At 56.2% G+C, this 24,834-nt stretch carries 17 protein-coding genes, 1 tRNA gene and 1 pseudogene; 3 read left to right on the forward strand and 16 right to left on the reverse strand.

The window, feature by feature from the left end:
• Nucleotides 1-45 precede the first annotated feature (45 nt).
• From cobA to AC2T28_RS04920, 7 genes are read right to left on the reverse strand one after another with little or no spacing between them, the layout of a single operon-like run.
• Nucleotides 46-849 (reverse strand): uroporphyrinogen-III C-methyltransferase, encoded by an 804-nt coding sequence (cobA, locus tag AC2T28_RS04890; protein WP_486747818.1) that lies wholly within the window; start codon nucleotides 847-849, stop codon nucleotides 46-48.
• Nucleotides 849-3,482, reverse strand: coding sequence for a molybdopterin-dependent oxidoreductase (locus AC2T28_RS04895; RefSeq protein WP_486747819.1), 2,634 nt, complete (start codon nucleotides 3,480-3,482; stop codon nucleotides 849-851). Before AC2T28_RS04895 ends, cobA begins: the two co-directional genes overlap by 1 nt.
• The gene (nirD, locus tag AC2T28_RS04900; RefSeq protein ID WP_486747820.1) at nucleotides 3,482-3,817 is read right to left on the reverse strand and encodes a nitrite reductase small subunit NirD; all 336 of its coding nucleotides are present in this window, start codon (nucleotides 3,815-3,817) and stop codon (nucleotides 3,482-3,484) included. The genes AC2T28_RS04895 and nirD overlap by 1 nt, the downstream gene beginning before the upstream one ends.
• Nucleotides 3,814-6,258 carry a nitrite reductase large subunit NirB gene (gene nirB / locus AC2T28_RS04905; RefSeq protein WP_486747821.1) on the reverse strand — a complete coding sequence of 815 codons (2,445 nt, stop codon included), beginning with the start codon at nucleotides 6,256-6,258 and terminating at the stop codon, nucleotides 3,814-3,816. Before nirB ends, nirD begins: the two co-directional genes overlap by 4 nt.
• 4 nt (nucleotides 6,259-6,262) lie before the next feature.
• Entirely contained in the window at nucleotides 6,263-7,945 is a 1,683-nt protein-coding gene (locus AC2T28_RS04910) for an ABC transporter ATP-binding protein (protein WP_486747822.1), read from the reverse strand.
• 5 nt (nucleotides 7,946-7,950) lie between these two features.
• On the reverse strand, nucleotides 7,951-9,024 hold the full coding sequence (locus tag AC2T28_RS04915; protein ID WP_486747823.1) for an ABC transporter permease: 1,074 nt from the start codon (nucleotides 9,022-9,024) through the stop codon (nucleotides 7,951-7,953).
• A gap of 26 nt (nucleotides 9,025-9,050) precedes the next feature.
• Entirely contained in the window at nucleotides 9,051-10,418 is a 1,368-nt protein-coding gene (locus AC2T28_RS04920) for a CmpA/NrtA family ABC transporter substrate-binding protein (RefSeq protein ID WP_486747824.1), read from the reverse strand.
• Between the two features lie 545 nt (nucleotides 10,419-10,963).
• On the opposite strand from AC2T28_RS04920, the gene AC2T28_RS04925 reads away from it, so the two are divergent.
• Nucleotides 10,964-11,584, forward strand: coding sequence for a LysE family translocator (locus tag AC2T28_RS04925; protein WP_486747825.1), 621 nt, complete (start codon nucleotides 10,964-10,966; stop codon nucleotides 11,582-11,584).
• 30 nt (nucleotides 11,585-11,614) lie between these two features.
• Here the strand turns inward: AC2T28_RS04925 and AC2T28_RS04930 are convergent, their stop codons facing one another.
• The 3 genes and pseudogenes from AC2T28_RS04930 to AC2T28_RS04940 all read right to left on the reverse strand — a co-directional run bounded on the left by AC2T28_RS04930 (nucleotide 11,615) and on the right by AC2T28_RS04940 (nucleotide 13,269).
• Nucleotides 11,615-12,292, reverse strand: coding sequence for a LysR substrate-binding domain-containing protein (locus AC2T28_RS04930; protein WP_486748024.1), 678 nt, complete (start codon nucleotides 12,290-12,292; stop codon nucleotides 11,615-11,617).
• 48 nt (nucleotides 12,293-12,340) lie between these two features.
• Nucleotides 12,341-12,514: pseudogene (locus AC2T28_RS04935) on the reverse strand (LysR family transcriptional regulator); the annotation flags it as partial.
• 170 nt (nucleotides 12,515-12,684) lie between these two features.
• The gene (locus tag AC2T28_RS04940; RefSeq protein ID WP_486747826.1) at nucleotides 12,685-13,269 is read right to left on the reverse strand and encodes an ANTAR domain-containing response regulator; all 585 of its coding nucleotides are present in this window, start codon (nucleotides 13,267-13,269) and stop codon (nucleotides 12,685-12,687) included.
• A gap of 230 nt (nucleotides 13,270-13,499) precedes the next feature.
• Here AC2T28_RS04940 and AC2T28_RS04945 point away from each other — a divergent pair.
• Together AC2T28_RS04945 and AC2T28_RS04950 are read left to right on the forward strand one after the other, a co-directional pair.
• Nucleotides 13,500-13,576: transfer RNA gene (locus AC2T28_RS04945), tRNA-Arg, on the forward strand.
• 319 nt (nucleotides 13,577-13,895) lie between these two features.
• On the forward strand, nucleotides 13,896-15,389 hold the full coding sequence (locus AC2T28_RS04950) for a pentapeptide repeat-containing protein (RefSeq protein ID WP_486747827.1): 1,494 nt from the start codon (nucleotides 13,896-13,898) through the stop codon (nucleotides 15,387-15,389).
• 58 nt (nucleotides 15,390-15,447) lie between these two features.
• Here the strand turns inward: AC2T28_RS04950 and AC2T28_RS04955 are convergent, their stop codons facing one another.
• From AC2T28_RS04955 to AC2T28_RS04980, 6 genes are all read right to left on the reverse strand, one after another.
• Nucleotides 15,448-15,870: a helix-turn-helix domain-containing protein gene (locus AC2T28_RS04955; RefSeq protein WP_486747828.1), complete on the reverse strand. Its 423-nt coding sequence runs from the start codon at nucleotides 15,868-15,870 to the stop codon at nucleotides 15,448-15,450.
• Nucleotides 15,871-16,177: 307 nt separating this feature from the next.
• Nucleotides 16,178-17,215, reverse strand: a complete 1,038-nt coding sequence (locus AC2T28_RS04960) for a hypothetical protein (RefSeq protein WP_486747829.1) — start codon at nucleotides 17,213-17,215, stop codon at nucleotides 16,178-16,180.
• Complete coding sequence (locus tag AC2T28_RS04965; protein WP_486747830.1) at nucleotides 17,212-19,224, reverse strand: ferritin-like domain-containing protein; 2,013 nt, start codon at nucleotides 19,222-19,224, stop codon at nucleotides 17,212-17,214. The genes AC2T28_RS04960 and AC2T28_RS04965 overlap by 4 nt, the downstream gene beginning before the upstream one ends.
• 11 nt (nucleotides 19,225-19,235) lie before the next feature.
• Nucleotides 19,236-20,585, reverse strand: coding sequence for a radical SAM protein (locus tag AC2T28_RS04970; RefSeq protein WP_486747831.1), 1,350 nt, complete (start codon nucleotides 20,583-20,585; stop codon nucleotides 19,236-19,238).
• Entirely contained in the window at nucleotides 20,566-22,032 is a 1,467-nt protein-coding gene (locus tag AC2T28_RS04975) for a hypothetical protein (protein WP_486747832.1), read from the reverse strand. The genes AC2T28_RS04970 and AC2T28_RS04975 overlap by 20 nt, the downstream gene beginning before the upstream one ends.
• Nucleotides 22,033-22,378: 346 nt before the next feature.
• Complete coding sequence (locus AC2T28_RS04980; protein ID WP_486747833.1) at nucleotides 22,379-24,826, reverse strand: GcvT family protein; 2,448 nt, start codon at nucleotides 24,824-24,826, stop codon at nucleotides 22,379-22,381.
• Between the last annotated feature and the right edge of the window lie 8 nt (nucleotides 24,827-24,834).

Raw genomic sequence — 24,834 nt, forward strand, 5'->3', positions numbered from 1 at the left:
TGGCAGCCTCGTGTTGTTGTTACACCGAGGTTAGCGCAAGCACGCCTAATTATACAATGGGGCCTTTGCCTTGGACGTGGGAATTTGAGACCGTGACTTGGCTGCGTTGATGGCGGTTTCCTGGGGCTTGGGCCAGGTGGCTAGGATCATGGCACTGCCCTGGATCCTGTTCAGGCGCAGGGTGGAGACCAATTGGCCCAGCGTTGTCTGACACAGATGCTCGCCCGGCTTTGAGACCTCCACGGCCACAGTGATCGGCGCGGTCGAGGGCATTCCGGCACACAGCAGGTTTGCCACGATGTCTGGCGATTGTCGCACTGACATGTAGAACGCAAAGGTCGTGCCGGGGTGGGCATGACGCGACCAATCCGGGGCAGGGGCACCGGGTTGGCACATACCGGTGGCAATTACCAAGGTATCGCTGACGCCCCGTTCGGTAAGGGGCTGCGCAGCCAGCGCGGCCGCGCCGGTTGCGGCGGTGATGCCGGGGATTAGTTCCACTTCGATCCCGGCGGCGCGGGCGGCTTCGAGCTCTTCGCCAGCGCGGCCAAAAATGCTGGGGTCACCGGATTTCAGGCGTATAACGTGCTGGCCTTGGCTGGCCTCGGCCACGATTAAATCGCAGATCTTTTCTTGTGGCCAGGTATTGGCACCGACCTCTTTGCCCACGTAAATCAGTTTGGCCTTAGCTTCAGCCAGGGCCAGCACCTCGGGCTCGATCAGGCGGTCATAACAGATCACGTCGGCCTGCCGGATACGGTCTAGCGCCCGGAGGGTCAGCAAGTCGGCGGCACCGGGACCAGCGCCAACAAGTGAGATTTTGCCTTTATTAGAGACTGTTTTTGGCATCACACTGTGACCTCTGGCAGTTTTAGGGGTGGGAGCAGTCCGGCCAGTTCAGACCGGCAAGAGCCACAGTTGGTTCCGGCCTGTAGTGCCTGGCCAATGGCATCGACGCTGGCCAGGTTGCCGTGGTTGATGGCGAATTGGATGGTGTTACGTCCGACGTTGAAACAGGCGCAAACGATGGGGCCGGGGTCGGGTTGGCCAACAGGAGGCTGGCCCGTTAGCACCGCCGTGGCTTGGGTGCCGGGCAGGGTGGCCAGGTGGTCACGGGCCAGCGGCAGGGTGTCTGGTGCCGCGAAGAAGGCGCCGACCAGTTGCCCATCGCGAAAGAAGGCATAGCGATAGATGCCACGCGCCGGATCACATAGGCTTTGCATGGTGGTGTTGGTTTCGCCCACCAGATCGTGGGCGTAGGTGGCCCAATCCTTGGGTGTCTTGGAGCAGGCGAGTTCGCAGCGCCAGCCGGACGTGGTGCGCGACATCGCCCAGTAATCGGCGCTGGGCTGCACCTGGTGCAGCGACACCGCAAAGCCATGCCACTTGGGCTGGAACTTCGACAGGGCCACCACGGCGGCCTTGCTTTCGGGTTGGCCTGATACCGGGTCGATGACCGGCGGGACCAAGTTGTCGATCCGGGCTGCGGGTGCGGTCTCGTTAGTCCAGTGGATCGGGGCAAAGACCTCGCCGGGGGATACGGCATCGGTGATCAGCACCCGCAAAATGGCGCTGCCTTGTGTGCCGCGGACCTGAACCAGATCGGCGGGGTTGAACCCCTGTTTTGCAGCATCGTCGGGGTGGATTTGCAGAAAGGGTTCCGCCAGATGGGCCGACAAGCGTGGGGATTTGGCGGTGCGAGTCATGGTATGCCATTGGTCCCGCACCCGACCCGTGTTTAGACGGAAGGGGAGCTTGGGTTCCGTCTTGGCCACGGGTGTTCTGTGTTGCAAAGGCAGCATTTGCGCCTTGCCCGAGGGGGTGAAGAATTGGCCGTCGCCAAAGAAACGGCCACCCTGGCGGGTCTTGGTCACGGGCCAGCGGGTGGGGGCCAGCGCTTCGTATTCTTCGGTACTTAGCCCCGACAGGCCCGAAATATCAAAGTCGCGCCCCTGAGAGGCAGCAAGGCCGGAGAGGGTGGCGTATTCGTCGAATATTTCAGCAGGCGAGTTGTAGTCAAATGCATCCGCCCATCCCATGCGGCGGGCGACCTCGGTCAAGATCTGCCAGTCGGGCCTGGCCTCTCCCGGGGGCGTCAACACGGCGCGTTGGCGGCTGATGGTGCGGTCAGAATTGGTGACGGTGCCGGATTTTTCGGCCCAAGCGGCGGCGGGCAATTGCACGTCGCACAAGCGGGCGGTGTCGGTGGCACCGGTGATGTCGCTGACCACGCTAAAATCGCAGGCGTTGATGGCGGCGCTGACAGCGTCGGCGTTGGGCATGGAAACAGCGGGGTTGGTGTGGATGATCCACAGTGCCTTGATCTGGCCCTTGGCCACGGCGTCAAACATCTCAACCGCCTTGAGCCCTGGAGCGGTGGGCATCTGGGGGGCCTGCCAGTAGTCCTGCACCAGATCGCGGTGGGTGGGGTTCTCAACGTCGAGGTGGCAGGCTAGCGTATTGGCCAGCCCGCCCACCTCGCGCCCACCCATGGCGTTGGGCTGACCGGTGACGCTGAAGGGGCCCATGCCGGGCTTACCGATGCGACCAGTGGCGAGGTGACAGTTCAGGATGGCGTTGACCTTGTCGCTGCCGGACGAGGACTGGTTGACCCCCTGGCTGAACACGGTGACGACCCGTTTGGTGTTGATCCACAAGTCGGTGAAGGCGCGGATCTGTTCAGGGCTGAGACCGGTGACCGAGGTATCGTTTTCGCGGGCGACGGCAAAGGCTGCATCCGCCCCTTCGACACGGGTTAGATACTCGGGATCTGTGGCGCCCTGTTGGTCGATTTGGGTCAAAATCGCCTGGAATAGAGCCACATCAGAGCCGCTGCGCAGTTGCAGGTGCAGATCGGCACCCTCACAAGACGCCGTGCGGCGGGGGTCGATCACTACCAGCTTCATCTCGGGGCGTTTGGCGCGGGCGGCTTGGATGCGCTGGTACAGAACCGGGTGGCACCAGGCAAGGTTGGAGCCGGTCAGAACAATCAAGTCGGCCTGTTCCAGGTCGTCATAGGTTCCGGGCACGGTGTCTGTGCCAAAGGCGCGTTTGTGTCCGGCCACGGTTGAGGCCATGCACAGGCGTGAGTTGGTGTCGATATTTGCCGAGCCGATGAAGCCTTTCATCAGCTTGTTGGCGACATAGTAGTCTTCGGTCAGCAGTTGCCCCGAGACATAGAAGGCGACGCTGTCAGGGCCGTGATCGGCGATGGTTTGTGAAAACTTGCTGGCGACCAGATCAAGGGCGCGATTCCAAGTGGCCGGGGCCCCGTGGATATGTGGGGTTAGCAGGCGGCCTTCGGCCCCGACGGTTTCACCCAGAGCCAGACCCTTGGAGCATAGCCGGCCGCGGTTGGCTGGATGATCGGGGTCACCGCGTACATCTAACCCGACCTGACCGTCGGCGCGCAGCAACACGCCGCAGCCAACTCCGCAGTAGGCACAGGTAGAGCGGACCTCGGGGAAGAGAGAGCCGTCCATCATTCTGCTGCCATGGCGTCAAGGGCCGAGGCGGCGAGTAGTACGCGGCCTTGGCCACATTTCACCGCATGGGTGGCCACTGCGCCTGTGTCAGCGCCCTGTGCCTGACCGGTCGCCAGATCAAACACCCAGTTGTACATTGGGTCGGTCACCTGGGTGTCGTGCTGGATGCCGTTGGACAGCGGCCCGGCCTTACCCGGTAGATAGTCGTCCAGCGCATAAAGTTCGCCCTGCGCGGTGCGGAACACTGCGATGTCACCGCGATGGGTGCGCACCACGCGGGCGCCGCGCAGGGGGATGTCGTGGATGCTGCCGATGTCGATATAGTCGCTCATTCTGCTGCCACCTTTGTAAAATCGGCCATGGGGGCAAATTCGTGGGCGTCCTTGCCCTGTTTGGCCCGCTCGGCCCATGGGTCGATTTGGTAGAACTGCTGGGAGTAGTGGAAGCTGGCGGCGAGTGCCCTGCGGTTTTCCAGATCCTCGACCACTTGAGATTTGATCCAGTCGAGGCCAACCTTGGCGATCCATTTGTAGGGGCGGTGAAGGTATTGCGCGCCCTCGCGGTAGAGCTGGTAAAAGGCGCAGGCGACCTCGATCGCTTCTTCCTCGGTGGCGACTTGTACCAGCAGTTCGGTTTCGCGCAGATCCAACCCGGCGGCACCGCCCACCAGGATCTGATAGCCGCTGTCGACGCAGACAATGCCGAGATCCTTACACGTCGCCTCGGCGCAGTTGCGGGGGCAGCCGGACACCGCGAGCTTGAATTTATGCGGTGACCAAGCCCCCCACATCGCCTCTTCGATCTTGATACCCAGACCTGTGGAATCTTGGGTGCCAAAGCGGCAATGCTCGGAGCCTACACAGGTTTTCACGGTGCGCAGACCCTTGGCATAGGCTTGGCCTGACATCATCCCGGCCTTGCCCAGATCGTACCAGATGGCGGGGAGGTCTTCTTTGTTGATGCCCAGCAGATCGATGCGCTGACCACCTGTGACCTTGACCGTGGGGACGTTGTACTTGTCGGCAGCATCAGCAATGGCGCGCAGCTCGTCCGGGGTGGTGAGGCCGCCCAGCATGCGGGGGACAACGGAGTAGGTGCCGTCTTTTTGGATGTTGGCGTGGACCCGTTCGTTGATGAAGCGGCTTTTGCCGTCATCCTCGTATGTTCCGGGCCAGGTGCAGACCATGTAGTAGTTCAGCGCTGGGCGGCAGATGTGGCAGCCGCAGGAGGTTTTCCAGTCTAGCTCTTGCATGGCTTGCGGGATCGACTTCAGCTCTTTGGCGACAATCAGCTTGCGTAGATCATCATGGGACAGGTCGGTGCACTTACAGACAACTTCCTTGTCGGGCATTTTGAAATCATCGCCCAGAGTCACACCCAGCAGGTCAGCGACCAGTCCGGCACAGCTGCCGCAAGAGGAGGCGGCCTTGGAGCTGGCCTTTACCGCGTCGAGCGTATGAGCACCGGCGGTGATTGCCGCCACAACCTGTGCTTTGGAAATGCCGTTGCAGCCGCAGATTTCTGCATCATCCGGCAAGGCTGCAACGGCTGCCAACGGGTCCAGGGAGGACCCTCCCTGATAGGCGGGGCCAAAGATTAGGGTGTCGCGCATATCCGAGATATCAGTGGCGTCTTTGATCAGTCCAAAGAACCAGCTGCCATCGTCGGTGTCGCCGTACATGACTGCACCGACCAGCCTGTTATCCTCGATCACCAGCCGTTTGTAGACGCCACGGGCTGGGTCGCGAAAAATGATGTCTTCGCGGGTTTCGCCATCAGCAAAGTCACCGGCGCTGAACAGATCACAGCCTGTCACCTTGAGCTTGGTAGATACTTCTTTCTGAACAAACTTGGCCTCTTCACCCAGCAGGGTTTTGGCGGCAACTTTGGCCTGATCATAGAGCGGGGCCACCAGACCAAACAGCGCGCCGTCGTGTTCGACACATTCACCAACAGCCAGCACATCGAGGGCCGAGGTCAGAAGTTGGTCATCCACGTGGATACCGCGACCAACCATGATGCCGGAGTCTTTGGCCAGCGCAGTGTTGGGGCGAATGCCTACGGCCATAACCAAAAGATCACAGGGAATTTCGGTGCCGTCGTCCAGCAATAAGGCTCTAACTTGGCCGTTTTCGCCTAAAATCTCCTTGGAGTTGGCCGAGCATTTGACGGTGATGCCCTTGTCCACCAGCGCCTTGCGCAGCAGATAACCGGCGGCTTCGTCCAGTTGGCGCTCCATCAGGTGGCCCATGATATGCACCACAGTGACGTCGACGCCGCGTGCAGCCATGCCCGCCGCAGCTTCGAGCCCAAGGAGACCACCGCCGATGACCACAGCCTTGTGGCCCGCGCCCAGACCCATCATGCGTTGAGTGTCTTCCAGATCGCGGTAGGCAATCACGCCTTTAAGATCGTGACCGGGGAGCGGGATGATAAAGGGGTTGGAGCCGGTGCCGAACAACAGTTTGTCATAGGCCAGCACGTCGCCATTTTCTGCGGTGACGGTTTTGGCTTTGGTGTCGATGGCGGCGACTTTTTCGCCAAAGCGGCAGGTGACGTCATTCTCTTTGTAGAAGTCATCATCGTGGATGACGATCTCTTCGTAGGTCTTGTCGCCAGACAGCACCGGCGACAGCATGATGCGGTTGTAGTTGCCGCGGGGTTCGGCGTTGAACAGGGTGATGTCATAGGCATCAGGATCGGTGGCTTGCAGGTGTTCGATCACCCGCCCCGAGGCCATGCCTGCCCCGATGATGATGAGTTTCTGGGTCATGGTCTCACTCCGCTGCAATGGGGGCTGTGGCTGGTTTTGGGGTGGGGTTGGCGCCGTAGGTGTAGTCTTCGAGGAAGTCGAGAACCTCTTGCCGGTAGCTGTAGTAGTCAGGGTGCTCGAGCAGCGCTTTGCGGGTGCGGGGGCGTGGCAGGTCGACCTCGGTCACCTTGCCGATGGTGGCCTGTGGGCCGTTGGTCATCATCACCACGCGGTCGGCCAGCAGGATTGCCTCGTCGACGTCATGGGTGACGCAGACGGCGGTGACCTTGGTGCGCGACCAGACCTCCATCAGCACCTCTTGCAGTTCCCAGCGGGTTAGGCTGTCGAGCATGCCAAAGGGCTCATCCAGCAGGAGTAGCTTGGGTGACAGAGCAAAGGCGCGGGCGATGCCGACGCGTTGCTGGGTGCCACTGGAAAGGCTATGGGCGGGCTGGTCCATCGCATCGGCCAGACCGACGCGTTCCAGATAGTATTCCACCACATCTTGCAGTTCTTCGCGCGAGGCTTTGGGGTAGACCTTCTCAACTCCGACGGCGACGTTTTCCTTGGCTGTGAGCCAGGGGAACAGGTTGGGGGATTGAAACACAACAGCGCGTTCTGGGTCGGCGCCTTCGACGTGTTTTCCGTCGAGCTTGATTGCGCCCTTGGAAATCTCGTTCAATCCGGCTGCCATGGTCAGTACGGTGGACTTACCGCAACCTGAATGGCCAATCAGCGAGATGAACTCGCCCCGGTTCACCTTGAGATTAAAGTTTTCGACCACCGTGAGCGGCCCTTTGGGGGTTGGGTAGACCTTGTGCAACTGGCTGAAGTCGAGGAAGCGCTTTTCAACCATGGCTTTGCTGGCTGTCTTTACCGCTGTGGGCAGGTTGTGGATTGGCGTCACGTCGGGCAACTCGCGGGTGCCTTCGACGCGGGTCTCGATCCCGACATCCATCAGGAAGTTGGTGATTTGGGCGCGCAGGGATTTGAAGCCTGCGTGATTGTTCATCTCATCCCGGCTGCGCGGGCGGGGGATGTCGACGGTAAAGGCCTCGCCTAATGTGCCGTCGGGGTTCAGCGGGATGATGCGGTCGGCCAGCTGGATCGCCTCGTCCACGTCGTTGGTGATCAGCACACAGGTTTTGGCGTCGCTTTGGCAGATGTCGAGGATTTCATCCGCCAGATTGGCGCGGGTCATGGCGTCGAGCGCGGACAGGGGTTCGTCGAGCAGCAGCATCTCGGGGTCCATGGCTAGGGCGCGGGCGATGGACACCCGCTGGCGCATGCCACCTGACAGTTCAGCCGGGCGGCGCTGGGCGGCGTGGGTCAGGCCGACCATCTGAATGTAGTGATCCACCTTGGCGGATTTGTCGGCTGCGGAAAGCTTGGGGAATACGGCATCGATGGCCAGCCGCACGTTGCCCGCCACTGTCAGCCAGGGCATCAGCGAGTAGTTTTGGAACACCAGCCCGCGTTCGGGGCTGGGGGCGGTGATGGGTTTGCCCTTGAAGATGACGCTGCCGGTGTCGGGTGTGTCGAGCCCGGCCATCAGGTTCATCAGGGTGGATTTGCCGGTGCCCGAGAAGCCGAGGATGGCAAGGAACTCGCCCTGTTGTACTTCGAGATTGATGTCTTTGAGCACATCTACACGGGAAGCACCTTCGCCGAAGCCTTTGTTCACGTTGTTGAATGTCAGAATTGTCATGTCGCTCACCGGTTGTTGGAGAAGGTGAAGAGCGATTGCAGGGCGTACATCACCCGATCCAGCATCATGCCAATCAGGCCGATGGTCAGGACTGCAACGATGATGCGCGCCAGCGATTGGGAGGAGCCGTTCTGGAACTCATCCCAGACGAATTTGCCCAAGCCGGGGTTCTGCGCCAGCATCTCGGCCGCGATCAGCACCATCCAGCCCACCCCCAGAGACAGGCGTAAGCCAGTAAAGATCAGCGGTAAGGCCGAGGGCAGAACGAGCTTGGTGATCTTGCTCCAGAAAGACATTTTGAGCACCTTGGAGACGTTGATCAGATCTTTATCGATCGAGGCGACACCCAGTGAGGTGTTGATCAGGGTGGGCCACATGGAACAGAGGGTGACGGTGACGGCCGAGACCATGAAGGATTTGGAGAACAGGCCGTCGTTGGTGACATAGAGGGCCGAGACCACCATGGTGACAATCGGCAACCAAGCCAGGGGGGACACCGGTTTGAAGATCTGCACCAGCGGGTTCAGAGCGGCGTTGGCGGTGGGGGACAACCCACCTAAGATTCCCAGCGGGATGGCGACAGCCGAGGCAATCAGGAAACCAAAGAACACGGTTGTGATCGAGGTCCAGATTTGGTTGTAAAAGCTGGGCGCGCCGGTATAGGCAATGTCTTTGACTTGCTCGGGTTTGCCAGCGGCGATCAGCCTGTCATTGCGGGCTTGGACGCGGATTTCAAAAGCGGTCTTCTTTTCGGCTTTGACTGCGGCATCGTGGTGCAGGTTGACCACTTCCGCCCAAACTTGACCCGGACCGGGGATTACCCCCAGCGAAGTTTGAACTTTGGGAGCCATCATCCCCCACAGGACCAGAAAGCCGATGATTGCCAGCAGCGGCACCAGCAGCAGGCGCCAGATCTCACCCATTTGGGCACGAGGATTGTCGCCAGCTGCGGCGCGCAACACCGGGGTGATCCAGGCTAGCCCCAGCATCTGCAGCCATTTGTCAGCCGTGTTGATGCGGGTGAACAGGCGGGCGCGGCGGGTCTCGGATTTGGAGAAATCGGGATCAGCGATAGTCATGAGGAGGATCCTTTGTGGTGTTACCGTTAGCCTTGCACCGCGCCGTCAGTGACGGTTTGGTTGCCTTTGAGCCCAATGGGCAGGCTGTCGAGATAAGCGTTGGGGGTGCGACCATCGAAGGGGATGGTGTCAATCACATCTGCCGCTGGGGTCGGCTCCTTGTAGCCATCGCTGTCGAAGGGGAAGTCCGCCGCATCGGCCAGGCTTTCGTCGACCAGCAATTGCGCGGCCTGCAGATAGATTTCGGGTTTGTAGACCGAGCGGGCGATCTCGTCATACCATCTGTCGGGTTTGCCCTCGGCGATCTGCCCCCAGCGGCGCATCTGGGTCAGGGTCCAGACCGCGTCGGAATAATAGGGGTAGGTAGCGTTGTAGCGGAAGAAGACGTTGAAATCGGGCACCGGGCGCACATCGCCGCTTTCATACTCAAAGCTGCCGGTCATCGAGGCGCCGATGACTTCAGGGTCTGCGCCGACATAGTCCGGACGGCTGAGCAGCTCGACCGCCTCAACCCGGTTGGCGTTTTCGTTTTCATCCAGCCACATCGCGGCGCGGATCAGTGCCTTGACAATGGCGAGGGTGGTGTTGGGGTTTTCCTGCGCAAACTCGGCTGACAGGCCAAAGACCTTTTCCGGGTTGTTCTTTATGATTTCGTAATCGGTGACCACCGGAACGCCGATGCCCTTGGCCACGGCCTGCTGGTTCCAAGGCTCACCAACGCAGTAGCCATTGATGGTGCCTGCTTCGAGTGTTGCCGGCATTTGGGGCGGGGGTGTGACTGACAGGAAAACATCAGCCCCGATCTGACCCGATACATCTTTGGGGCTGTAGTAGCCGGGGCTGATGCCGCCAGCGGCCAGCCAATAGCGCAGCTCGTAATTGTGGGTCGAGACCGGAAAGACCATGCCCATGTTGAATGGCTCACCCCGGTTGGTGAAATCTTCGACAACAGGGAGTAACGCGCTGGCCGAGATTGGGTGCTGTGGTCGACCGTCTGGAAGTGAGGGGATGTGAGGCCGCATGTCGTTCCAAACCTGCTGTGACACTGTGATGCCATTGCCGTTTAGATCCATCGAGATTGGCGTGATGATATGGGCCTGGGTGCCGTAACCCATAGTGGCGGCCAAGGGTTGCCCGGCCAGCATGTGCGCCCCGGCCAGCTGCCCGTCGATCACCCGGTCGAGCAGCACCTTCCAGTTGGCCTGTGATTCCAGCGTGACAAACAGACCTTCGTCATCAAAGAACCCCTGTTCATAGGCCACGGCCAGTGGGGCCATGTCAGTCAGTTTGATAAAGCCAATGGTCAGTACGTCTTGCTCTAGTTCGAGTGATGAGGACAGAGCGGGGGTAGCCAATGTGGTCGCAATACCGAGGCTGCAGAGGGTTTTTAACATGGGAGTGGTCCCTTTCCATGTGTTTGGGAAAAACAAAAAAGCCGCTGACGCACTTCACCTGTTGGCGAAGGGTCGAGCGGCTTTGCTCCGGATTTCCCAAACGTTGGGAGAGTGTCAAAACAGGCGTCGTTGCCTGCGATACAGACAGACTGAGGGCTGTTCAGGCCGTGGGCAACAAATTCTGCTGCAATGCAGCATTCCCTGCGAGTGTTTGCCTAATTTTTAGGCGATGATGCCGTGGCGATGTCTGAAATACGGCACCTCCAAAACGGAAATGTTCGAATCAGAACCTCGAAATTGGGCTGGTCTCTTCATGTTGGGTGGTGAGGACTGACGCCTTAATCAGAGCTGGAAAAGGGATGACGGAGTTCGGTGTCGACATGGAGGAGATCCCAAACAAGATTCTTGCCGTTGCAGCTGCACCGAAGTGTCTCTGGAAAGGGGCGGGTTTTTCAAATATGAAAAACCAATCTCGAACATTCTGCATATGAGTACCGGCGTGCATTATCGTATCTAAGCTGCATTCAACAGCGAAGGTGCAAGTTATGCAGGAAATTTTGATAATCAACTGGACGCTGTGGCTGACAACGATGGTTCCGCTTACACTTAGTGCTGGGCCTGGAAATCTGCTGGTTGCAACTTCGGGAGCGCGTAGCGGAGCACGCCGGTCGCTTCGCTTTATTGCCGGTCTTGATGCGACCTATTTTTTATTGGCCGTTCTGATCGGCCTGGGCTTGTACCAAACTCTGGTGCAAAACAAAATTCTGCTCAGCACGCTCCGCATTGCCGGCAGCGCTTATATCCTTTTGCTTGGCTACAAACTTTTTACGCGTCCAGCCGAAGGCTCGGTGGCTGCCACAGAGGATTTCGGCTTTCGCGACGGCATTGTAACCCAACTGGGCAACGTCAAAGGCATGGTTATGTTACTCGTGATGTTCTCGACTTTTATCCCAAGTGGAGGCACCAGCATTTCGGTTATTCTGATGCTAAGCGCGGCGTTGATTGCCTTGAATGTTTTCTCGCATCTGATCTGGGTTTCAATTGGCTCCTCGATCCAGGTTGCTATCCGGGCTCATCCCAATGTGATGAAGCTTCAAAACGCTGTCTTTGGTTCGATGTTGATCGGCGTTGCTGTCTGGATGTTCCTACGCGATGGCATGGGGTAGGCTTTTTACCCGCTGTTGGCGACACGGTTGCTAAAATTCCGTTTCGGTCAAATACAGTTCATCGCCGCGTCGTTTGAACAGGTCTGTCAGAAACTCGACAACTGTATCAACGCGCGTAAGTTCTTGGGTCACTTGATTGCGCAGCAACCAAATTTCTGACGCAAGTGGTTTCACATCTGGCAGCACTTGAACCAGATCACATTGAGCGCCGACATATGTTGGTAACGCGATGATCCCAAGACCAGACTGTGCAGCTTTAAGTTGAAGGTTGAAGTTCGGAGCGCGCAGCCAAGGGCTGGTTTCGGCAGCCACTTCAGAGATCCAGCGGGCAAGCGGCATATGTGACATTTCTTCTGTCCATCCAATGATACTGTGATCCTTCAAATGCTCAATCCTGGTTGGGGTTCCGAATCGATCCAGGTAAGCTTGGGAGCAAAATAGAGCCTGCTGGAGCTCGCCGATGCAGCGCATGGTAAAGGCGCCATTTGTGGGCTGATGCAACCGTATGAGAATGTCGCTTTGACTTTGAGACAGCCGTTCCGACTTTGCGGAGTTGATGAAATCGATGTGGATTTCAGGCCATTTTTTATGAAACTCTGCAAGTTCACCGATAATCAGATGAATCCCCATCAATTCAGGGCAATCAAGGCGAACGCGCCCTGAAGTATTGTCGACCGAACCTGAGACCTGGCGCTCGATCAGTTTCATCCGTGCCTCGGCTTCCAATGCCAAGGGCAGCAAGGAATGACCTGCCTCTGTCAAGAAATATCCATTGGTCTTCTTGTGAAACAACGTGGTGCCGAGTGCGTTCTCTAGGGCCTGTATCTTACGCGAGACAGTTGCCGCGGACATTTGCAAATGGACCCCAGCTCCGGTCACGTTGTTAACCCGTGCAACTTCTACAAAAATTTTCAAATCGTCCCAATTCACCAAGTCAATCCTTTGCAATATACAGCCTAGGTCGCCAATGGATCGCCGTTTAGGTGAAACTGACGCGCGTTAAAGTTTAGTATCACGTGGTATGGAGGGAGCAAACGGTTGGAGCGATATCTAGAATCTTGCCCGTAATCATCCGACCCTAGCGTCCTGGGCAAAGGTTACTATGACAGCAATTGGCTTGCGGTAATGACCGCCTGTGCGATCTCGGGGACGCGTTTTCCCTGGTCCATGGCGCTTTTGCGTAACAAGGCATAGGCTTCGGCCTCGTCTATACCGCGCGCTGTCATCAATAACCCTTTGGCCCGGTCAATGACCTTGCGCTGTTCCAGCTCTTGTTTGGCCTCGGTCAGCTCGGTTCGGATTTTGTGCAGCATCGTAAACCGCTGCTGTGCGGTTTTGAGGATAGGCTGCAGCCGTTGTGGTTGCAGCCCGTCAACAACATAGGCCGAAACCCCGGCTTGCAGAGCCACCCGACCCTTGTCGTCATCGGATTGGTCGACAAACAGCACCACGGCCCGTTGGGTTGGGCCGGAAGCCAGAACCAATTGGCCGATTTCTGATTGCGACGGGGATCTTGCATCAATCACTACAATATCCGGATTGGTGGTGCTGGCCCTGTAAGCCAGCCTGTCTGATCCGGAGATGCAATCAATGGAAAACCCTCCGGCCTGCTTTAGGCTCTGACCAATCTGCCCGGCGCGCGCGCTGATGCATTCTACAACAAGAATCGAGAGAGGGTGTGTCATAAGCTTTTAGGCCGCTGGATAGAGCATTTTGTAAAGATAATCCCATCGCCAAACACCACAAGCGCCGGGTCTGCACAATTAAGCAGCACTATGGGTTGCTTGCAGTTGAAACCTGGGCTGTTGCGGAACTTGAAACTTGGTCAGTTGTTCGAAATGCGGGTGATAAGCACGTCGCGGGATTGAGCTCACAATATCAATTTGCTAGGGGAGATGAGTGGCACAAAGTGCAAGGTCCCGTGGCTCAACTGGATAGAGCAGCCCCCTCCTAAGGGGCAGGTTATAGGTTCGAATCCTATCGGGATCACCATAATGCCTTGATATATATAGTTAATTTTGCAAATTTCAGCGAGCTCTGGTTGGTTTGGATGCGACCGTGTGTTTTTCTAAGTCACTGAACATGGTATATTTTTCAATGGGCGTTTTTGAAGTGTGTGCAAAATCCGTGCAGGATTGGTTCGGTTTCTGTAGCATTTGCAAATCTGCAAACTGCTTGAGGCAAGGCATTTAGAAAGGCAATTATTTGGAAATTTTGCAAACAGAAGTTCAGCCTTCTAAACTGATGCTTAGCGTGAACTACACTTCAATAGTTTGCGATCATTCTCCGGCGCGTATTGAGGGGCATTAGGTTGGGCAGAAGTAATAACAAACTTGGTTTTCTTGAATGGATTGGCTTTCGCAGTGCTCCGGAGTTTTCCAAAGCACGCTGGTTGGGACCTATTTTGGGAACTTTTGTCTTGCTTATCATCTTCGCGATCACGCTAAGTGGAATAGCGGTGCTGATCCAGTTTCTCACCTTAGTTCTTGGGGACGGATCGGATCACGTGGCGATCCGAAATATTGGTTTGGCCGTTGTCGCGGTGCTCGGTGCGCCTTTTGTTGTATGGCGCGCGGCCGTCGCACAAAAACAGGCTGATACTGGCGAACAGAGACACATCACTGACCAAATCAACAAAGCTGTTGCAGGGTTGGGCTCTGAGAAGACGGTGGACCGGATTGGTCGGCCCGTGAAGATTTTCCTGGGGAAGTCTCAAACAGTTACACACACAGTCACAGACCCAAACACCTTCAAACTGAAAGCTCGAAGCCTTGAACTCGAAAGGTATCATGACGAAACGGTGTTTGACCAAGGGGAGGGTGGAGTTGAAGTGTTCAGTGGGCTTCACATTGATGTCAAGACATGGGCGAGTGAGCAAACAGAAATTGAGTGGCAAAGCGAGCCGCTACTAGTTGCAGAAGGTACAGCTGTTGGTGGACATGGCGATTGGACTGTTTTTTCAGAAACAGTTCCAAACATCGAAGTCCGAGTTGGCGCGATCTATGCACTGGAACGGATTTCTCAAGACAGTCCCCGTGACCATATTCGGATCATGGAAATCCTGAGTACGTACATACGAGAAAATGCTCCCATTCTCAATTTAGTGCCAAGCGAGGAACCATTTTTTCCGCCTCGGCCCAGATCGGACGTTCAGGCGGCATTGGATGTTATCGGAAGGCGGCAGTCCAATTTAATTGAGATTGAGCACTCTGAAAACTACCGCCTTGATCTTCGGAAAACGGATCTCTCGGGTGCAAATCTCTCAAGAGGCAATTTTGACGGCGTCTTGTTGATAGGCTGTCGGCTAGAAGCGACAAACTTCCGCCAAGCCAGCTTAGTAGGTGCTCGACTTCAAGGTTCTCTCCTGAACCATGCTGATTTTTTCGAAACCGACCTTTGCGGTGCAATGATTGATGGCGCAGTTATTAACCGATTGGGAGGTGGGGCGACGTCTATTCCCGCAGCGAAAGACACCCGAGGTCTGTCGATGGCGGGAGCGGACGTTTCAGCCTTGGCAGTCTTACCTAAACAGTCTTCTCACTCCCCGACATTTGGTACCAAAGATACAGTGCTCGCGGAGCATTTAGAGCAAGGGAGGAGGGAACGGTCCCAAGACATAAGTGAATTCGTCTATTTTGCGACTGGCATAGAGATAGAAGAAGAATCTTCTGTCCTAAAACGTCTGAGTGATGCAGGATTTTGGGGCTGGTCTCCTTTTGACTCGCTAGATGGCGCTACTGCTATCTTGCGTTCCAAAGTTTGGGACGAAATTGGTCTAAAAGGTTTCCCATTTGAAGATCACTAGGATTGGTGATGAGCTTCATTGAAAATCACTGTAAGGCTTTTTGTTTCGGTTTCTACTTCTAGGCGGGGAAACCTGTTTCGTGATAATTATTGGATAGCCTCTCTGCATTTTTCCATGAAGAGATATTCCGCTCTGTCATCGCGTCCTGGAGGTGCAATATGCCGATTGGAATGGATAACACATCACAAACAGCAAGGATGTTCCTGTAGGATAAGGTCGTCCTGCCATTTATGAATTGACCTAATCCGTTTCTCGACATTCCCGCTCGGCGGGAGACTTCTGACAGGTTCAACTGTCGAAGTGCAGCAGCTACCCGAATATTTTGCCGCGCGATGTCAACGACGTCTCGTTCTGAAGTACCGCCTTGTGGGTTAGATTGTGTAGGTTGCATAACTGGCCTCTGCTGACGGCCTCTAAAGAAGGGCCATGTTGGGAAGGCAGTAATGCGCAGCTTTCGTGGATATTCAATGGGAAGCCGCATGTTTTTTGTGCTCGCTGCAAGTTATTTCTTTACCGAATTTCCTGTGTTCGATTGAGAAAATGGTGCTGCAAAAATCGATTGTGCAATGCACTTTAAAATGCGCGCAGTGTCGATTTAACAGGCCGAAAGTGGTGCAAAATACGTGCAAAGAAATTTGAAATCACCGTAAGTATATGTATTTAATCGGAAAGAGAGGTAGGCCTGTTTCCCTCCTAAGGGGCAGGTTATAGGTTCGAATCCTATCGGGATCACCATTACTTTCAGTGCATTGATGCAGTGTTATTAATGAGAGAGCCTATGGGCAAACTCACGAAGAGGTTGGAACGAGCCGAAATTCTTCCAGGTGAAACTTAAATGCACTGTCTTCAATCTTGCCAAAGCTGGCCTCGAAGCCGGAGGTCGCAACAGCTGTTTTTTGCATTTCATTGCGCCACTCTGGATCGAACGGAAAGGCTTCTGAATAGAACGAATGGCATCCTGCAAGATGGCTGAGAAATGTTGTTAGGGTTCGGCTAAAGAAGTGATCAGCGACTTCGGTTTCGGAACCCTCATGCGCCAACACTGCGGCAGCCAGGATAGCGCTCCGAATGGCGAAGGGAACACCTTCACCGCTTATCGGATCAAGGCGCGCAGCTTGGCTTGCGACGTAGATGTTTCGGTCTTGAACGAGAGGAAGGCGTATAGAAGGTGCTGCCGGAAAAACCTGAGTGGGATCGATATTTTCGACAACAGGACCAATGAGATTGCTCTGATCCAACATTTGTCGCAGTCGGTTGTCCGGATCGCTAGGGGGGCTGGGAACCATTGCCTGAAGGATGCCACTGTCTTGATCAATCGGTGCAAGGAACATCCAGCCGTCCAACAACGATTCCATAAGGCTGCGCTCGGGCACAAGCGGGTGGTGTAGTGAAGCTCGGGCGGTAAGCATCACGCGATTGCCGATGGTGAAAACCCCACTTTGATCGGGTGTTGGCGGATTAACGTCCCACGCAATGTCTGGCGCAACGATCTGGTCTTTTGGAGTGCCCAAAGCTGCAAAAAGACGATCAGTCAATGCGTCCACATTCACCACTTGCGCGTCTTGCAGGATGTTTCGTGGCACAGGGTCATCCCCCCAAATGACCTCGCGCATTTTGAGAATATTCCCCAATTGCTGACCGTTTTCCCAGAGCATTGGAAAGAGATCCCGCAACAGTGACAGCGCCACATCATTGATGCAGATATACTGGGGCCGCAGCGGTTGTGCGTCTGAACATTTGGGCAGCTCAAACGGTTTGCCGTGCAATTGCAGACAACGGGCGACCACGGCTGTCGCCAGTGAACGCCCGTTTAGCCTGATGGTCACCCACGGAACCTTGATTTGTCGATGGCGTTTTTGAAGGCGTCAAAGATCTCGTCCACTTCGCTGATGTGCGCAGGATCTTTCTTTAAACCCTTTTGGGGCTGTGCACTGGCCAGCTTTTTGGTCGGTTTCGCCCCCTTGAGGAGATCATGCGCACGACCCAGAAGTTCCATGGCGTTGGATTTGCTTCGAACAGGCGGATCGTCTTCCCAGCCTTCGGGCAGGGTAAACAGCGGCGTGTACCCTTTTGTCGCCAATTCAAGGTTCACCGCATTCATGCTGATCATAACCGCGATGGCATGGCGAAGCGCACCACCGCTCAGCTCTGCCTCAGGTATGGAGAATGCGATCTTGAGCAACATCAGCAGCGCATTGTAATTGCGATCGGATTCGGCCTGAAGGGCCTTTCCGACTGCATCGTCTGCTTCCTTTGGCACACCGAACAAGGACGCATATGGAATGTCCTGATTGGTGTTTTTAGTCTCGGTTTTCCACTGACCTTCCAGAATGTAGGCAGGTAATTCTCCGCGGCCTGCATCGTCGTAGAACGCAAAATTCTGTTGTGCGGTTGAGAACCGTACATAGTGGCCTTCACCCTCGTCCACGATCAGTTTAACAATCTCAATGGCTTTTTGCCGCACGTCCGAGGCGATTTCGTCGTCCTTAAGATGCTGAAGCGAATGCAAAATGCCTACGTACATCCCATCAAGGCCCGCCACCGTTGATCTGCTGGGCCGTTCAACATCTATAAACCATTGAAGTTGTGGGCTGGAGAGAGCTTGAAGAAAGAACGGTACATTAAATGTCCGGCCCAGTGTGGAGGCGCGTTTTGCAGTGACATCGGCACCTAGCAGCATCAGAATCTCGTTTGCCCAACGGAAATGCCGCATTTCGTCGATGGCCACATCAAACACGGTGCGCGCAGAATGCCAAAGCCGGTAGGTTTTCAACTGCTCGTTCTGATCCGGCTCTTCCCAAGGGACATCTATGGAATAGAAGGCATAGAGATATTGAACAGCCAAAGCATGCTCTACCGAAGCGAGATAGGTCAGTTCTTCGATGATCGATTGCAGCGACATAATGGGCCCCTGCGGGCCATCCGGTGGCACATATGTTTCCCCGAATTCACGACCGTTGATCACCGGCCGCAGCTGCTGCCACCCGTCCATCATTTCAGCATAGTCAATCTCGCGCTGGCGTCGTGCATCATAGCCATAAGCAATGTCTTGGGTTTGAGGCTCGACATGGCGATTTTTCCGTTGGAAGTTCAGGTATTCGTATTGCCCGTCCTCTGAGGAAATGACGTCGGGTTTATTGGAGGCCCAATAGAAACACTGGCAATCGCGGAAATCATAGGTCCACGGTGTACACAGCGTGCGGGTCAGATCACCGGGATTATAGATCTCGGGTGCCAACACACCTTCCTTGTTGAGATAGTCGATCCTGTCAGCAGTCAGTGTCGCCCACTGCAGGGTTGACCCACTACGCTGGATTTTGCTTTCACCTGCGTTGGCAGCGGCGATCGCTTCACTCAAACTCTGACCCGCTGTTGCCGGTTTTGGACCAAGGGCGATGGAAACCGAACCGGGCAACAGGCTATTGATGATACGCCACGCGTAGAGCCCCTGTTTGCCAGTGAAATCTACGGTGACAGTCTGCGCAGCTCCGGTTTGGTCATTGTTGCGCCCGTGAATGGCCCAAAGGTAGAGATCATCGCCAATGTCATCATGGCTTAGGCCAAGTTCGATCCATTGCCGCGCGGTCGATGCGGGTTTCAGGGATACCAGCTTAGCTCCGTCGCTGCGATATACTTCAAAGTAGAGCCCCGGAAAGAAGTTCTTCTGGATGTTCTTGGCGTCCATCTCCAGTCCAGGGTAGCAATTGTCGACGCCGTCCTCTGGTCGCGTGGCAATTGAGTTGCCCGGAACGATATAGGCAGCGCGCGCAGTCAGATTGCGCGGAAAAATCTTCCATTCCCTTGGGTCTTCGGGGCCTGTCGGTAATGTCGACATTGTAATCTCCCTCAATTGATCGTTGCAGCGGTTGGCCCGCCTGCGAAATAGGTTGTTGGATCGATGAAATAGTCGGGCCGCAAAACCGAAAGTTCTGCGTAGGCTCCAATACAAAAGGACAGCCAGCCACGAACGTAATCGCAATGGACGCGGCCACGCCGTTCTATCTCGTGATAACAGCCGCCCCCACAAAGATAGCGTGCCCAGCATTGGTTGCAGGGGGCTTGCTTGTCCACATGGTGCCTATCAAGATGAGTGGTACGTGCGTCATCGTCTGGGCCATCGGCGACATTTCCCATCGCCCAATCATCATCATCGACAAGGCGGTGGCAGCCAAACAGTTCGCCATCTGCATTGACGCTAAGATATGCAGCACCGGCACCACAGGGGTAGGGTCGGTGGCTGCCACGGTGTATTTCGTGAAGTGCGGTCTCGAAGTTACTAAAGGGGTACCGCTCGCCGCGCATCAGGGAGTTTTTGGCATCCTCGCCGCAGCGGATCATTTCTGTGAGAAACCAGTCAAAGTCTTCACGCTGAAATTGAAGTGATGCATTTGGCGAAACCTGTACGGGTGCAAAGCCTGCATCTCCGACCCCTAGCGACAGGACGTGGGCAAGGATCGCTGGCAAATCCTTGGACTGTCGCGTGACAGTGATACGAGCTGCAACATGTGCTGGCCCGCCGTTTGCCATGATCAGTTTCAGCCCGGCAATTGCCCGGTCATAACTTCCCGCGCCGGAGTGGTTTGGGCGCATCTTGTCGTTCAGATCCTTCGCCCCATCCAGACTTACAGTCACCATAAATTTGTGGTCCTGGAACAGTTTGGCGTCTTCTTCGCGGATAGTTGTGCCATTTGTGGTGATGGTAAACTTTGCTCGCCCGCCATTCGCGGCTGCCTGGATGGCCGCGTACTCAGTCGCCTCATGAACCGCTTTTCGGTTCAGCATCGGCTCTCCGCCCATGTAGCCGACAACGATATCTGCCCCAGGGCCCGCTTCTGTAATCAAGCGGTCGATTGAGGCCTTTGCGGTGTCAATCGACATGACCCGCGCGGCACCACCAAACAGCCCAGTATCGGCATAGCAATATTGGCAGCCAAGATTGCATGCCTGAGCAACATTCAGAGAAAGCGCGCGCAAATTCGGCAGGTCTGGTGCTTGGGGTTCGATGTAGAGGTGATCTACACCAAGTGCTTGTTCGAAATGCTTGGCACCCTCGGGGTTGTTACCAGTGAACAGGGCACCGACCCGGTCTGCGGTGGCTTTATCAATGTCGAAAACCCGCGAGCCATTGGACGCAAAAACATGATGGCCGACATCGCTCTCAATCAATTTGTAGCTTTCATGAAACGGACGGGCCATCATCTCTGTCCTTTCCTGAAACACGTTCCAACCAGGCTTTCATCAGATTGTATTGCCGCTGCGTGATCGTCATCGCTTCGGAATCTGACCCGCGCATCAGGGCAGGCATTTGTTGGTCGTACGATTCTTTTGGTGGATCGACAGCCGGATTTCGAATCCATTCATCAAAAAGCTCTGGCCGCTGTGCCATGCGGGTCTTGAACACGTCATAGGCCAGGAAGCGTTTGTGATTGGCGCGTCCCAGCTCGGTCAAGGGCAGAGGGTGGCCCGGGCGGGGTGGCTCTGGTGTGAAGGGGTTTTGCGGAACTTTCGGACTATTTGCCAACCCGGAACGCAGATTTTGGTGATCAAGGTTCGAGCCTTCCATCGTCTCACGAACCCGCTGCATAAAATCAGCGATCTCCATCTCGGTTTCGACCCAATTTGACCCTTCGTTAAATCCGGGTTCTGACACATCTTCGCGGGCCACTAAGTCCGTTAATCCATCTGCGACGGACCGGAACGGACGACGATCTGGTTGGAAATCTGGCGGGCAACAAGTGAAACGGGCATGGGCGGCCAGTTCACCACCAGCGACACCTTCTCCTTTGACGACAACTGAAATCAACCCGTCGTTGCTGTCGTCCAAAAAGCCAAGGCTCACACCAAGACCACTTTTGTTGTCGGTTGGTTCCATAGCATAAAGGCCGCCCGGATTTGTACGGGGATCTTCGCCTTCTTGCGCAGGATCCCAATGCGCCCAATTGGAGTCGGGATTGAGTGTGAGGTGGATACCGTCCAGAAACGTTTCACGGCGGAATTTTTCTGGAACAAGATCCGATAAGTCACGTTCAGCGGTGTTTGTCGGCGCGTAGATGCGGCCTTTGGGGGGAGTGATCCGCAAGCGGATCTCGTTGAATTCAGAATTTGGCCGGATGAGTTGTACAGCACCAAGGGGAAGGGGGTCGCCAAAAATGATAGGCTTATCGGCCCCTGCCGGGCTAACGCCGTCCAACGACATCTTCTCGTGCTGGTCGCCCGACATTTCGACAATGGCGTCGACATGATCGCCTTCAGCTCCAGAATAGTGGAATGCCTTGCGGTTTGCGGCATGGACACGCCATTTCAGATCACGCAACCCTAACCCGCAGCTCTCTAAGATATCGCTGGTGATCGGACCTTCGTACCCATCGCTGGTTCTCCCGTGCAATTCAAAGAATGGCGCAACAGGCCGCCACTTTTCGCCAGCGCGAAATTGAATGTCCTCAGGCATAAACGCTGAAATGCTGCCGTCTGGTCCGACCCGGAAGGTTGTTGTTGGCAAGATCACGGTTTCCGCCGTTCCGCGTGATGAATAGTCATTTTCAGCCCAATGGAAATTGACCATCGGTTCTTCGGTTTCGCCGAAACGAGCGAATGCCAAAGGAGGGCAAATCCAAAGTTCTTCCACAGTAATATTGAGTGCCAAAATGCGCCCTCCAATATGTAGATTTAAAAACTAATTCCGCAGTCAAAACAGACTGGGCCAAAGTACTGATGGGAGAGGTAAATCGCCGCATCTCCACCAAGGGTTGCATCTTTGTGTGATTCTGGGAAGGCTTTTAGCTACGCCAACTTTGTTCAACGTTGACAGCTTACGATCGATAGCGATGGGAAAATTGCGCTGATCCAACGGCTTGCCGTGCCATTGGCTTTGCACGAAATGGATGGGTTTACCCCGCTTAGCACGTTTGGCTGGGCTCATGTTGCAAGGTTGGCTGCGCTTAAAGGTGCGCAGGGTTAAATCCCCTCGTGGTGCGACGTACTGGGGTTGATCAGCCTGACCTGACACGCTGCATTTTCGGATCGTACAAGGGTTCAAGATGCACCTGACAGGGCACCCGTTTGGAGGCGACTTCAAGTTCGTAAGACCCGGACATCACATAGTCAGCGTCAACACCATCGGCGCAGCGAACATAACCGTAGCCGATGGATTTAACGAGGGTGTGGCCAAAGCCGCCGCTGGAAAGCCAGCCGACCCGTTCGCCATTGCGATAGATGGTTTCACGCCCCAGAAGCACCACATCTGGATCAGCGGTAAAGCAGGCCAGCAGCTTTTTTACACCTTGGTCCTCTTGGGCCTGAACCGCGGCGCGGCCTTTGAAATCAGTATTGCTGCGCAGTTTAACGGCCCAACCCAATCCGGCCTCAACCGGGGTGTGGTCGGGGCCGATGTCCGCCCCCCAGGCGCGATAACCTTTTTCCAAGCGAAGGGTTTCAATGGCACGGTAGCCTGCTTGGATCAGACCATGTGGTTCCCCGGCCTGCATCAGCGCGGCATAGACCGTGGTGGCATATTCCACTGGCAAATGCAGTTCCCATCCCAGCTCACCGACATAGGTGATGCGCAGCGCCTGAACCGGGCATCCTGCGATGCCGATGGTGCGAAGTGTGGCAAAAGGGAAGCCCTCGTTTGACACATCATCGCGGGTCACGGTGGCCAGAATATCCCGCGCCCGTGGTCCCATCAGCGACAACACCGCGTTTGCCGATGTGATATCGAACAGCTGGCAGTTCATGCCGTCGGGGATGTTGCGGCGGATCCAGTCGAAATCATGGGTGGCAAAGCCGGTTCCGGTGACGATGTAGTACTCGTCCTCGGCTACCCGTCCGACGGTCAGGTCACACTCGATCCCGCCACGGTCATTCAACATCTGAGTGTAGATCAGCGAGCCAACAGGGCGATCTATGTTGTTGGCGGCGATCCAGTTGAGCGCGGCCACGGCATCCGGGCCTTTGAGGGCGAATTTGGCAAATGAGGTCTGGTCTAACAGCACGGCGGCATTGCGGGCCGCGTAGTGTTCGCGGCCAACGGCGTTGAACCAGTTGGGGAGGCCAAAGCTGTATTGATCCTGTGGGATTTCGCCCTGCGCGGCGTCGGCAAACCAGTTCGGGCGCTCCCAGCCCAGTTTCTCACCAAAGCAGGCGCCCTGTTCCTTGAGCACATCGTACAGCGGGGACTTGCGGCAGGGGCGGGCAGAGCTGTGTTCTTCGCTTGGCCAGTCCATTGTGTAGTGCTTGCCATAGGCCTCGACCGTGCGGGTTCGGATCCAGTCGCTGTCAAAATGCGGGCGGCCAAAGCGGCGGATGTCGGCCGACCAGAGGTCAAAGGGTGGCTCGCCCTTGTGGACCCACTCGGCCAGCGCCATGCCTGCGCCACCACCCGAGGCGATGCCAAAGGCGTTGAACCCGGCCCCGACAAAGAAGTTTGCCAGCTCGGGCGCCTCGCCAATGATAAAGTTGCCATCGGGGGTGAAGCTCTCGGGGCCGTTGGTCAGGGTTTTGATGCCCGCATGTTCAAGTGCAGGTACGCGGCCTAGGGATAGTTCCATCAGCTGTTCGAAGTGGTCAAAGTCACTGTCGAGCAGGGAATAGTGGAAGCCCTTGGGGATGCCTTCGGTGGCCCAGGGAATAGGGTTTTGCTCGTAGCCACCCATCACCAGTCCGCCAACCTCTTCTTTGTAATAAGTCAGCCGGTCAGGATCGCGCAGGGTGGGCAGGTTGGCAGGCACGCCATCAAAGGGCTCAGTCACCATGTATTGATGTTGCATTGGCACCAGCGGCACATTGACGCCAAAGCGGGTGGCAAACTCGCGGCTCCACTGTCCGGCGCAAAGGACGATTTTCTCACACTCGATCCGCCCCTGTTCGGTGATCACCGCGCGGATCTTGCCGTTCTCGATCTCAAGGTCGGTGACCTTAGTGTCCTCAAATATATGCGCGCCTGCCATCCGCGCACCCTTGGCCAGCGCCTGCGTGATGTCGGATGGATTGGCTTGCCCGTCGGTGGGCATAAAGGCCGCGCCGACAACATCATCGATGTTCATCAGCGGCCAGAGTTCCAATGCCTCATTGGGCGTGAGCAGCTGCATCTCCAGGCCAAAACTGTGGGCGGTGGTGGCTTGGCGTTTGACCTCGGTCCAGCGGTCGGGATTACAGGCCAGCCGCAAGCCTCCATTCATCTTCCACCCGGTGCCCAGCCCGGTTTCCTGTTCGATGCTGTTGTACAGATCGACAGAATAGCCCAGCAGCTGAGTGATATTGGCGTTGCTGCGTAGCTGCCCCACCAGCCCGGCGGCGTGGAAAGTGGTGCCTGATGTCAGTTTCTTGCGTTCCAGCAGCACACATTCCACCCCTATCTTGGCCAGATGGTAAGCGGTGGAGCAACCTATGATGCCACCGCCAATCACAACGGTTCTGGAGGAGCGGGGGAGGTCGGCCATGGTGGTGT

It is taken from the genome of Parasedimentitalea nitratireducens, assembly GCF_057444295.1.